Annotated in this window: 6 protein-coding genes; 2 read left to right on the top strand and 4 right to left on the bottom strand. The window is 73.8% G+C overall.

What is annotated here, in order from left to right; all coding sequences use genetic code 11:
- A partial coding sequence (locus ACPCK6_RS28035) for a non-ribosomal peptide synthetase (protein ID WP_423482693.1) occupies positions 1-2,235 on the bottom strand: 2,235 nt, incomplete at its 3' end.
- Positions 2,236-2,362: 127 nt separating this feature from the next.
- On the bottom strand, positions 2,363-6,046 hold the full coding sequence (locus ACPCK6_RS28030) for a non-ribosomal peptide synthetase (RefSeq protein ID WP_423482692.1): 3,684 nt from the start codon (positions 6,044-6,046) through the stop codon (positions 2,363-2,365).
- An 814-nt stretch (positions 6,047-6,860) separates the two neighbouring features.
- Here ACPCK6_RS28030 and ACPCK6_RS28025 point away from each other — a divergent pair.
- Positions 6,861-8,051: an ATP-grasp domain-containing protein gene (locus ACPCK6_RS28025; protein ID WP_396884195.1), complete on the top strand. Its 1,191-nt coding sequence runs from the start codon at positions 6,861-6,863 to the stop codon at positions 8,049-8,051.
- A 100-nt stretch (positions 8,052-8,151) separates the two neighbouring features.
- Here ACPCK6_RS28025 and ACPCK6_RS28020 read toward each other — a convergent pair whose 3' ends face one another.
- Together ACPCK6_RS28020 and ACPCK6_RS28015 are read right to left on the bottom strand one after the other, a co-directional pair.
- Positions 8,152-9,189 carry a 3-dehydroquinate synthase family protein gene (locus tag ACPCK6_RS28020; RefSeq protein ID WP_423482691.1) on the bottom strand — a complete coding sequence of 346 codons (1,038 nt, stop codon included), beginning with the start codon at positions 9,187-9,189 and terminating at the stop codon, positions 8,152-8,154.
- Positions 9,170-10,003, bottom strand: coding sequence for a hypothetical protein (locus ACPCK6_RS28015; protein WP_396884193.1), 834 nt, complete (start codon positions 10,001-10,003; stop codon positions 9,170-9,172). Before ACPCK6_RS28015 ends, ACPCK6_RS28020 begins: the two co-directional genes overlap by 20 nt.
- A 225-nt stretch (positions 10,004-10,228) precedes the next feature.
- On the opposite strand from ACPCK6_RS28015, the gene ACPCK6_RS28010 reads away from it, so the two are divergent.
- Positions 10,229-12,466: AMP-binding protein (locus tag ACPCK6_RS28010; RefSeq protein ID WP_423482690.1), on the top strand; the 2,238-nt coding region annotated here is incomplete at its 3' end.

Below are 12,466 nucleotides of genomic sequence, written 5' to 3'. Positions count from 1 at the left end.
CCCGTCGAGTGCCCCGACCCGGTCCAGCCCGAGCACCGTCGCGAAGATCCCCGCGACGAGGCGTTCGGAGTCGGTGGCCGGTTCGGTGTACGGCACGTCGAGGTCGGGACGGCGCGAGCCCGGTTCTGGTAGCGCCCGCCGGTCGATCTTGCCGGTGCCGCCGGTGGGGAACCGGTCCAGGACCATGATCACGGCGGGGACCATGTAGGGCGGGAGCACCGCGGCGGCGTGTGCCCGCAGGTCCGCGGTGACGGGGACGCGACCGTCGCGTCCGGTGACGTAGCCGACGAGCCGGGCGGTGCCCTGGTCCTCGCGACGGGTGACGACGGCGGTGCCGACGTCCGGGTGTTGTTCGAGAGTCGCCTCGATCTCACCGAGTTCGATCCGGATGCCGTTGACCTTGACCTGGTGGTCCATCCGGCCGAGGATCTCCAGCGCTCCGGCGGCGTTCCACCGGCCGAGGTCGCCGGTGCGGTAGGCGGTCCCGCCGCCGTACGGGTCGGTGACGAACCGCTGGGCGGTCAGTTCGGGACGGTTGAGGTAGCCGTCGGCGACGCCGGCGCCGGTGATGAGGATCTCGCCGGGGACGCCCATGGGGACGAGGTCGAGATTGGCGTCGACGACGCGGATCTGCCGGTTGGGCATGGGGCGGCCGATGGGCACGTACGCGCCGGGCCAGCCCTTCGACGCGTCGTACCAGGTGCAGGCGACGGATGCCTCCGCGGGCCCGTACGCGTTGATCAGGCGGGCACCGGCGGCCGTCCAGCGGTGTGCCATGCGGGGCGGAACGGGTTCCCCGGCGAGGGTCACGCACGTCAGGCTGGGGCAGTCGGCGGGATCGACGGCGGCGAGGTTCGTGGGTGGGCAGAACGCGTGGGTGGCCTGCTCCTTGGCGATCAGCTCCGTCAACCGGCGGGCGTCGAGCAGATCGTCGCGGGAGCTGACGACGACGCGGGCACCGGAGGTCAGCGCGGTGTAGATCTCGCCGAGGGCCACGTCGAAGACCGGGGAACAGGAATGGAGCATCCGGCTGTCCGGCCCGACCGCGCACTCCTCCCGCATCCAGCTGACGAAGTTCGTCAGGTGCTCGTGGGTCAGCACGACACCCTTCGGTGTCCCGGTCGAGCCGGACGTGTAGATCACGAACGCCGGCCGGGACGGTGCCACCACCGGCAGGTCGGCCGCCTCGGCCGCCGTCACGATGGGCCAGTCGGCATCGAGGGCGACGACCCGGACGCCGTCAGGTCTGGGGACACGCGGGGCGACCTCGCCGACGGTGAGGACGACCCGGGCGCCGTGGTCGGCCAGCAGCATCCGCATCCGCTCCGCCGGCCAGGACACGTCCATCGGCGTGTACGCCGCCCCCGCCCGCAGCACCGCCAGGGTGGCGACGAGCGTCCACATGCTGCGGTCCAGCGCCAGCGACACCACGTCCCCGGGCCGTACGCCCATCGACCGTAGCCGCGCGGCCAACTCCCCCGAGCGACGGGCCAGCTCCGCGTACGTCAGCACCTCCCCGGCGGCGACGCCGGCCACCGCGTCCGGCGTGCGTCGCGCCCATTCGAGCACCAGCTCGTGCAGCGGCACACCCGGCACCGGGCGGGCCGGGCCCCGGCCCCACGCGAGCAGCCGTTCGCGCTCGGTCGCGCCCAGCAGCGGCAGCGCGCCCAGCGGCACCCCGGGTTCCCGGACCCCGGCCGACAGCAACGACACGGTCTGGTCCACCAGGCCCCGCACCCAGTCCGCCGAGAAGCCGTCGGCGGCGTAGTCCACCCGGAGCGCCGACCCGTCCCCCGCGACGGTCACCACGATGTCCACGTCCACCACGTCCGGCCCCACCTCGGCCACCGGGGCGTCCACCAGCCCGACCACCACCGGCCCCGCCGTGCCCGCGCTGCGCGCGACCGGTCCGGCCAGCGCCGTGGCCACCCGCGACGTCAGCTCGCCGAAGCCCGGCTCGTCCGCGACGTCGACCCGCAGCACGCCGCCCGACGACAGGCCGACCGCCACCTCGGCCTGGCCGGTGTACCGGGCCAGCACCCCCAGCAGACCGGCCAGCAGCACCGGGCCGGGAGAGCGCGCCCCCGCCGGGACGGGCAGGTCGGCCCGCCGGTACGCGGAGGCCGCCCGGGCCGGCCACGCGGCCGGCCGGCGCAGATCCCCCATCAGGTCGAGGATCTCGAAGCCGGGCCCAGCGACATCCGTGGCCTGCGCACCGACGATTCCGACAGACATTGAGCCAGCCTCCGATCAGGGCCGGCGCCACCCAGAGGGGTGCGCCGGAAGGGACAACCACGAACTCTCGGGACAACGGGCCGCGTGCCACGCGGCGACGAGCGGCCCGGTACGCAGGGGCGGACGGTCAGCCGGCGGTGGGCGTACCCGCCGGCCCGTCTTCGAGGAAGCGCAGCATGTGGTGGTTCAGCTCCTCGGCGAAGCTGTACGGCAGGTAGTCGGTGCGGATGGTGACGCGCAGGAGAGCATGGTCGACGCGGGGCAGCACCTCGACCGTGAGCCCGTTGGGCACCTCCCGGGCGTACGGGTCGACGACCTCTTCGGCCCGGCAGCCGGGCAGCTCCAGCGGCACCACCACGTTGTCCTGGAACACGAACGTCGGCAGGCTCGCGACCACCTCGCCGGAGAGCCCGGCGGCGGGATCGTCGGCGGTCTCCGCGAAGGGAACGTCCTGGGCCCGCATGAGATCGCGGATCGTCTCGTCGACCCGCAGGACCAGCTTGTCGTCGTGCGGCCCGTCGAAGCGCACCCGCACGCAGTTGAGGTTGAGCCGGGTGGTGAACGCGGAGTCGAGGACGCGGCTGCCGCGCTTGGCGACCACCATCAGCAGGGCGATGTCGTCCTGCCCGTGGATGGCGCGCAGCGCCGAGGCGAAGGCCGCCACGAAGTAGCTGGAGCGGCTGAAGCGCTGGTCGCGGGCGGCCCGGTCCCAGCGGTCGAGCACCTCGGGGGTGACGGTGACGGTGTGGCCCGCCTTCGGTCCCCAGGCGAGGGCCTGCTCCAGGGGCGCGGTGGCCGGGCCTTCGCCTTGGCGGGGTAGGTCGCGTAGTTGTTCGCGCCAGTAGGTTCGTTGGGTTTGCAGGTCGGCGGCGTTGCGGAGGCGGGTGTATTCGTCGTAGGACTGGTGCAGTGTGGGTGCGGGGTGGGTCCAGGTGGGTGTGTGGCCGGTGTGTCGTGCGGTGTAGGCGTGGCTGAGGTCTCGTACGAGTAGTCCGTAGGACCAGCCGTCGAAGGCGATGTGGTGGATGCCGATGCCGAGCAGGATTCGGTTGGTGGTTTTGTTTCGGATCAGGGCGGCGCGCCAGTTGCGGCCCTGGGTGTAGTCGAGGGGTTGTTGTACTGCGTCGGCGAGTTGGTCGAGGGCGTCGTGTTCGGTGGCGGCGTCGGCGAGTAGCCGTAGCTGTGGCATGCCGGGGTTGGGTGGGATGATTGCGGTTGGTGGGTCGGTGCGCCGGTAGCGGGCGTGGAGGGCCTGGTGGCGGTGGTGGATGTCGCCGAGGGCGGCCATGAGGGCTCGTAGGTCCAGTTCACCCTCGATCCACCAGGTGACCGGGACGACGACCTCCAGCGGCGACATCAGGCACTTCGCCACCTGCTGCGCGAGCGGGACCGGTCCCGGGCGCTGCCGGGTCTGTCCGGCGGTCGAGCCGGTGTCCGTACGGCGGGGGGCGGTGGCGAGCCAGCGGGCCAGCTCGTGCGGGGTGGGGGTGCGGTGGATCTGCGAGACGGGCACCACCACGTCGGCGGCCTCGTCGAGGGCGACGGCGACGGCGGCGGACTGCAACGACGTGCCGCCGAGGTGGAAGAAGCTGTCGCGGGCGCCGACCCGCTCGATGCCGAGCACGCTCGCGAACACCTCCGCGACGAGGCGCTCGCCCTCGGTGGCCGGCTCGACGTACGGCACGCCGAGGTCGGGGCGTTGGGCGCCGGGTGCGGGAAGGGCACTCCGGTCGATCTTGCCGGTGCCGCCGAGGGGGAAGCGGTCGAGGACGACGACGGCGGCGGGGACCATGTAGCCGGGCAGGTGGGCCGCGGCGTGGTCGCGCAGATCGCCGGTGCCCGGGGTACGGCCGTCGCGCCCGGTGACGTACGCGACGAGCCGGGCCATGCCCCGGTCCTCGCGGCGGACGACGACGGCGGTCTCCACCTCCGGGTGCTGGGCGAGGATGCTCTCGATCTCGCCCAGCTCGATGCGGATGCCGTTGACCTTCACCTGGTGGTCCATCCGGCCGAGGATCTCCAGCGCACCGGCGCTGTTCCACCTCCCCAGGTCGCCGCTGCGGTAGGCGAGCCCGCCGCCGTACGGGTCGGTGACGAACCGCTGGGCGGTCAGTTCGGGGCGGTTGAGGTAGCCGTCGGCGACGCCGAAGCCGGCGATCAGGATCTCCCCGGGAACCCCGGCCGGCATGAGGTCGAGGTTCGCGTCGACGACGCGGACCTGCCGGTTCGGCATCGGCCAGCCGATCGGCACGTACGCGCCACCCCACCCGGCCGACGCGTCGAACCAGGTGCACGCCACGGCGATCTCGGCCGGCCCGTACGCGTTGACCACCCGCGTGCCCGCCGTCAGCCACCGCTGGGCCAGCCGCGGCGGGACGGCCTCGCCGCCGAAGATGACGCAGCGGAGGCCGGGACAGGCGGCCGGGTCGAGCGGGGCGATGTTGGTGGCCGGTCCGAACGTGTGCGTGACGCCCTGGGTGTTGACGAGGTCGGTGAGCCGGCGCGCGTCGAGCAGATCGTCGCGCGGGCACACGACGACGCGGCCCCCGCCGGTGAGCGCGGCGAAGATCTCCCCGAACGCGGCGTCGAAGACCGGTGCCGCCGAGTGCAGCATCCGGCTGCCGGGGCCGATGGCGCACTCGCCGGTCATCCACGCCAGGAAGTTCGCCAGCCTCTCGTGTGACAGCACCACGCCCTTCGGCGTGCCTGTCGAACCCGACGTGTAGATGACGAACGCCGGCGCGTCCACCGGCACCGCAGGCAGATCCGCCACCGCGCCGGCCGGTACCGCGGGCCAGCCGTCGTCCAGCGCCACCACCGTGACCCCGTCGCCGGCGGGAATCCGGGGCGCTACCGCACCGACCGTCAACACCACCCGCGCGCCGTGGTCGGCCAGCAGCACCCGCATCCGCTCCGCGGGCCACGACACGTCCATCGGCGTGTACGCGGCACCCGCCCGTAGCACGCCCATCGTCGCCACCAGCGACCACAACCCGCGCTCCAACGCCACGGACACCACGTCACCGGCACGGACACCCACCGACCGCAGGTACGCCGCCAGCAGCCCGGACCGGCGATCCAGCTCCCCGTACGTCAGCACCTCGTCGCCCGCGACACCCGCCACCGCCTCCGGCGACCGCCGCGCCCAGCTCAGCACGAGCTCGTGGATCGGCTCGCCCGGGATCTCCCGCACCGGGCCGCGCCCCCACGTCAGCAACCGCTCCCGTTCCGCGGCGTCCAGCAACGGCAATCGCGACAGGGCGACCTGCGGCGCCGCCGTCCCGGCGGAGACGAGCACCACTACCTGATCCACGAGTCCCCGCACGAACTGCGCGGAGAATCCCTCCACCGCGTAGTCCACCCGCAGCACGGACCCGTCCGCCGCCACGCGCACCACCATGTCGACGTCCACCACGGCCGGTCCCGTCTCCGCCACCGGACCGTCGGTGCACTCCACCGCCACCGGGTCCGGCCGGTCCGGGCCCGCCACCGGCGCCGTCCACGCCAGTCCCACCCGCGCCGCCAACTCCCCGAATCCCGGGTCGCCCGAGACGTCCACCCGCGCCACCGACCCGCCGGCCGGGGCCAGCCCGAGCACCACCTCGTCCTGACCGGTCCAGCGGGCCAGGACCGCCACGAGCCCCGCCACCACGACGTGCCCGGCCGGTGTCACGCACGACGGCCAGGCGGGAAGCACCCGGTGCACCGAGGCCGCCCGCGCGGGCCACACCGCCGGCCTCCGCAGGTCCCCCACGAGTTCCAGAGCAACCGCGCCGTCCGCGGCCTGGGCGCCATCGAACCCGACAGACAACAGCTCAACCTCCGATCGAAAGGGGACGACCGAAAGGCTCAGGGCCGCGACGATCGGTCAGCCGGGATGCCGTACGCCGGACGGCGGGGTTGGCGCGAGGCGCGTCGACGGGCGGCACCGCTCGCGGGCCACCCGATCCGGTGCGCTGAGAGTGGCAACGACGAGCCGACGGGGCCCGACCATACGAAGCGCTGCGCAGTGACGTACACCCCTAGAGATCGGCACGTCGACCCCTAGCGCATCAGCCGGAGATCTCCTCCCCGGGCAGGCCTGGGACGTTCCGGCGGTGCCCGCCGGCCGCGTCGAGGCCGGGCCGGCGATGTGAGCTGGCAGGGGGCGTGGCCGTCGGAATCCGGGCACTCGACAGCGCGGGCTGCGACAGCGCCGTCCGGTGACTCCAGCCCTTCTGAAGAACAGCTTTTCGGTCAGCCCGAGTCGATGGCCCCGCTAGGAGTATCGGCGGCCGCGGCGGCGAAAGAGCCGTCCGCGTTCGCCTGTCTGGCCCATCCCGGGGCAATACATAGTGACTATGATCTTTCGATCATGACGCCGGTCGGTGGCTGGAAACTCAACCGCTGACCGGCGGTGTGCACCTCGCCGCCGCAACGCTGGCCATAAGCCAGCGGCTTCCCGGCCGGTCCAGCTCACGACCGTCCGGTCGGTGCACACGGCACGCCCGACTCTCGCGGCCGAGCGGCCGCATCAGGACCGGGAGCCCACCCCTTCGGCCACGTTCTCCGCTGTTCGTGGCCGTGGCGCACCGGTTTCACCGCCACCCCGAGGCCCGCACCGGGCCGGCATGTCAGGAGACCAAATGCAGGTGCCCATCCAGGTACAGGTGTTCGCACACGACGGGGTGGTCCTGGCCCGACCGCCCGACCCGTCGGCCACCGCCGACAGCCCCTATCTCGCCGGCGCGGGCGCCGCTCTCTACAACGGCCTGGACATGATCACGGGTCTGCACCTGACCCTTCCGCACCAGGCGGCGGCGATCTGCAGCACCGGCTCCAGCGCGGACAAGTCGCTGCGTCTGCTCAGCCGGAGTGGTCTGAAGACGCCCAGCGACCTGCGGAAGTTCCGTTCCGGCGCGCAGGCGGTGCGGTACGCGCGGGAAGCCGTCGAGCGGGGCGAGACGCTGGAGTTCCAGTTTCCTCCGCATGACCCGCTGCTGCGGGCCGCTCGTGCCCGGGTGCCCGCGGATCTGGTCGCCCGCCTCAACAACAAGACCGTGCTGGAGACTCTGGTCGCGCCGGAGTACCTGCCCCGCCGGCAGGTCGCCACCCCCGCCGAGGTCCGCCGGATCGTGGCGCGGGACCGCCGGCCGGCGGTCATCAAACCGGCCGGGGTCGAGGTGTCCAGCGGAATTGCGATCTTCACCCGTCGGTTGCGGGACCGGCGGAACCGTTCCCTGTTCAACCAGCTGGAACAGGTGAGCGAGCAGTGGATCGTCGAGGAGGAGGTGCCCTTCCAGACGATCTGGGGTATCCAGTTCGGCGTGACCGACAGCGGATCGGTGCACTACTTCGGATCGTCGGTACACCTGCCGCAGCCCACCTCGACGTGGGTCGGTTGTGTGATGGACGACGACCAGCCCCCGGAGGAGCTGGTCGAAGCGCTGACCGTAGGGGTCCGAAAGGCCAGCGCGCTCGGGTACCGGGGCTACTGCTCCTTCGACGCCGGAATCGGCCGCGACGGCGCCCTGCGGGTCATCGACCCGAACTTCCGGGTCAGCGGGGCCACCACCTCGCTGCTGCACCGCAGCTCGCTGCTGGGCCGGCATCCGTGCGCCATGACCACGTTCTTCTCACTGGCCCCCGGCGTCGACGCCGAGCCGATCCTCGCGCCGTTCATCGACCGGGGGCAGTTCGTCGTGTTCATGCACCACGATCCGGCGGAGACGGACAACGGCCCGCTGCCGGCGACCATCGTCGGCATGGTCGGGGCCGCGGACCGGTACGCCTGCGGCGTGCTGGTGGCACAGATCCAGCGGGCCCTGGGTAGCTGACGCGCCGATCCGGGGTTCGGCTCCGGCGACTCGTCATCCGTTCGCCGGCCCGGCCGCCCCGCGGCGCCGGCCGGCGAACGGGCACCGGGCGGTGTCGGCCTCACATGACGGCGAGTGCGGTACGCACAGCGACCTCGGGGACGTGGGTGACCAGCTCGACTCCGCCCGGTCCGTCCAGGACGAAGGACAGGCCCGAGGTTGCCTTCTTGTCCCGGCGCATCAGCGTGATCAGCTCGTCGTGGTCGACGCCGCCGGGCAGCGTGGTGTCGAGCCCGTAGCCCGCCACCACGTCGTGATGCTCGGCCACCCGGTCGGCCGGTATCCGGCCGAGGACGCCGGCCAGCCGGCCCGCGAAGACCGTGCCGACACCGACCGCCTCACCGTGGCGCAGGCCGAAGTCGGTGGCCCGCTCCAACGCGTGCCCGAGCGTGTGGCCGTAGTTGAGGATGTGCCGCAGGCCGGAGTCCCGCTCGTCCGCGGCCACCACCCGGGCCTTCAACGCCACCGACGCGGCGATCTGCTCCGCCACCGGCCGGTCACGCAGATCACCGGCGCCGATGAAGTGCGCCCGGGCGATCTCCCCGTACCCGTTGCGCCACTCCCGCTGCGGCAGCGTCCCCAGGTGCTCGGTGTCGCAGAGCACCGCCCGGGGCTGCCAGTACACGCCCACGAGGTTCTTGCCCTCCGGCAGGTTGACGGCGGTCTTCCCACCGACGCTGGCGTCCACCTGGGCCAGCAGCGAGGTCGGCAGGTGGATCACCGGTACGCCCCGGTGGTAGAGGCCGGCGGCCAGCCCGACCACGTCCGTGGTGGTGCCGCCGCCGCAGGACACCACCGCGTCCGTCCGGGTCAGCCCGAACTCGGCGAACGCCCGGCAGAGCTGTTCCACAGTGGTCAGATTCTTGTCGTGCTCGCCGTCGCGGACCGGCACCACCCGGTGCGGCACGCCCGGGTCGGGCGTCCACTCCGGTGGCCGGGCCGAGACCACCACGACCCGCTGGGCGCCGATCCGCGCCACCTCCGCCGGGAGCCGGTGGCGCACGCCGGGACCGATCAGCACCGGGTACGACCGTTGCCCGAGTGCCACCTCGACGCGGGCCGGCTCGCTGGCGGGACGGTCAGGTACCGGCGTGTGCATGTGGTTGCTGCCTCCTCTGCGGAACGCGGGCCGGCCCGGTCGCGGCCGGGCTGCCCCGCACCATCGACAGGCGCAGCGCCAGCGCGGCCAGCGAGTCGACCTCCGGCCGGATGCCCCACCGATCGTGGGTGAGCTGCGCGTGGTGCGCCAGCAGGAACCCGGGAGGGGCCGTCGGGTGGTCGTGGCCCACCACGTCGGTCACCCGGTCCAGGTAGCGTTGCCACGCCACTGCCACGTCCCCGCCCAGCGGTAGGTCACCGGCCGACAGGACGATCTTCTCCGCCCCGGCGTCGGCCTGCGCGGCCAGGTCTCGCCGCTGCGCGCCGGTGAGCCGCTGGCTGCGTTCCTGCCAGTGCAGGAACAGGAACGCCAGGCGGTCGGCCGCCGGCATCAGCCCGGTCAGGTGCCGCAGGTGCGCCACGGCCAGCGGCAACTCGCCGCCGGCCAGCCAGGGCACGTCGCCGCCGAGCAGGGTGAGGGCCAGTTCGCTGCCCGCGAACGCGAGCGGGCCGCCCCGCGCGGGGTCGCGCACGACGCGCCGGTCGCTGGCGAGGGACGTCCCCGGGTCGTACGCGAGCAGCCCCGCCCGTACCGCGTCGAGCGCGGCGGGGGCGGCATGGAAGCCGAGGCTCAGCCGCCCGGCGGGGGAGTCCTCCGGGTCGAAGAACCAGTCCATGCCGGGATCGGCCCGGCGGGCGGCGGCGACCAGCCCGGTCAGGACGGTGCCGACCAGCTCGGTCAGCCGCGTGCCCGGGCAGCCGCCGGCCGGTACGGCCGAACGGGCGAACAACCAGCAGCGTTCCAACGACGGCACCTCGGCTGACGGGCGGGTGGAGCACGGGATTCGACGGTCCGCGGGGGTCGCCCCATCATCGGCCCGCGGGCCCGTTCCACCACCCGATCGGCGCTCCGAACTGGGGACGACTTAGGGGGTGACAGGGGTAGGACACCGGCAGGGTGCTCGGAAGACTTGGGCCGCTACGGCGAGCGAGGTCTACGCCGCGGATGAGGAGTCTCGCCGACGGATGGATGTGGTGACATGCTTCGGAGCGACCTGATCCAGCCGTTGTCCGATCTGATCGAGGCGCACGCCGCCAGGTCGGGGAACAAGGTCGCATTCCGCGACGACCGCCGGGCGGTCGGATACGCCGATCTGGCGGCGCGGACCCGTCGGCTGGCCGGTCACCTGGCGGCGGCCGGGGTCGCCCGGGGCGACCGGGTGGCCTTCTGCCTCGGCAACCGCGTGGAGACGGTGGAGACCTGGCTGGCCGTCACGCGGGCCGCCGCGGTCGGCGTGCCGGTGAATCCGCACAGCACCGACGCGGAACTGGCCCATCTGCTGGACGACTCCGGCGCGGTGCTGGTGGTCACCGACCCGCGTCACCTCGACCAGATGCTGCGGCTGCGTACCGGCCGGCCGGCCCTGCGGATCGTGGTCACCGGGGACGACCCGGTTCCGGACGGGGTCGTCGCCTGGCGCGATCTGGTCGACACCGAGCCGTCCGTGGGGGCCCGCGACGACCTGGGCCTCGACGAGGTGGCCTGGATGCTCTACACCTCCGGCACCACCGGCCGGCCCAAGGGTGTCCTTTCCACCCAGCGCACCTGCCTCTGGTCGGTCGCCGCCTGTTACGTGCCGATCCCCGGGCTCACCGCCGCCGACCGGGTGGTCTGGCCACTGCCGCTGTTCCACAGCCTCTCCCACATCGGGTGCGTGCTCAGCGTGACGGCGGTCGGGGCCACGGCCCGGCTCATCGACGGCTTCTCCGCCGACGACGTGCTGCGCGCGGTCGACGAGGACGAGGCCACCGTGCTCGCCGGTGTGCCGGCCATGTACCACCACCTGGTCACCGCCGCCCGGGAGACCGGCTTCCGCGCCCCGGCCCTGCGGGTCTGCCTGGTCGGCGGGGCGATCACCACCGGCGCGCTGCGGCGGGCGTTCGAGGAGGTCTTCGACGCGCCGCTGCTCGACGCGTACGGCAGCACGGAGACCTGCGGCTCGATCGCCGTCACCCGGCCGGAGCAGCCCCGGGTCGAGGGCTCCTGCGGGCGTGCGGTGCCCGGCGTCGAGGTGCGCCTGGTCAGCCCGCAGACGGGTCTGGACGTGCCGACCGGCGCCGAGGGGGAGGTCTGGGTCAGCGGTCCGAGCGTCATGCTCGGCTACCACGGCCTGCCGGAGGTCACCGCCGCGGCCCTGCGCGACGGCTGGTACCGCACCGGTGACCTGGCCCGCCGCGACACCGACGGCAACATCTTCGTCACCGGCCGCCACCAGGAGCTGATCATCCGGGGCGGGGAGAAGATCCACCCGGGCGAGGTGGAGGAGGCGCTGCGCGCGGTGCCCGGCGTCGCCGACGTGGCGGTGACCGGCCGGCCGCACGAGGTGCTCGGCGAGGTGCCGGTGGCGTTCGTGGTGCCGGGGCCGGAGGGCTTCGACCCCCGTGCCGGGTACGCGGCCTGCCGGGAGAGGCTCAGCTACCACAAGGTCCCCGAGGCGCTGTACGAGATCGGGCAGGTGCCCCGCACCGCGTCCGGCAAGGTCACCCGCCGGCTCCTGCTCGACGGGCCGGCCCGGCTGCGGGCGGTCAACGGCAGCCACCACGAGGCGCTCAGCCTGCTCGCCTGGCGACCGCTGGACCTGGCCGCCGTACCGCCGGTGGCGACGCCCGTCCCGGCGGCCGCGCAGGACGCCGCCGCCCCGGCCCGCCGCTGGGCGCTCGTCGGCGCCGGGAGCGAGTCGCTGGTGGAGCCGCTGCGCGCGGCGTCGCCGGGGGAGCGGTTCCGGGCCCACCGGGATCTGGCCACCCTGCGCGAGACTCCCGACGCGCCCGACGTGACGGTGCTGCTGGCCGGGCCGGCCGACGCCGACGCGGCGGACCTCGCCGACCGGCTGCGTGGCTGGCTCGACGACGATCGCTTCGCCGGCACCCGGCTGATGCTGCTGACCGGCCCGGCCGGCGACGCGGCCAACGGCCCCGGCACGAGCGGTGCCGGCAGCGCGGGCGACGCCCTCGTGCAAGACGCCGCCGCAGACGAGGTCACTGCGGGAGACGTCGCCGGGGGAGCCGCCACCGGGGGCGACGCCGCCGGGTGGGCCGGGCCCGATCCGGCGGCCGGCGCCGTCTGGGCGGTCGGGCGCAGCCTGCAGGCCGCGTACCCGGACCGGATCGTGCTGGTCGACCACGACGCCGCGGACCGCTCGCTCGCCCTGCTGCCCGCCGTCGTGGACGCCGGCGCCGCGCAGGTCGCCCTGCGGGCCGGGGCGGCCCGGCACGCG

Source organism: Micromonospora sp. AB353 (genome assembly GCF_049538395.1).
GTDB classification, from domain to species: Bacteria; Actinomycetota; Actinomycetes; order Mycobacteriales; family Micromonosporaceae; genus Micromonospora; species Micromonospora aurantiaca.
This window is presented reverse-complemented; position numbering and strand designations above follow the sequence as displayed.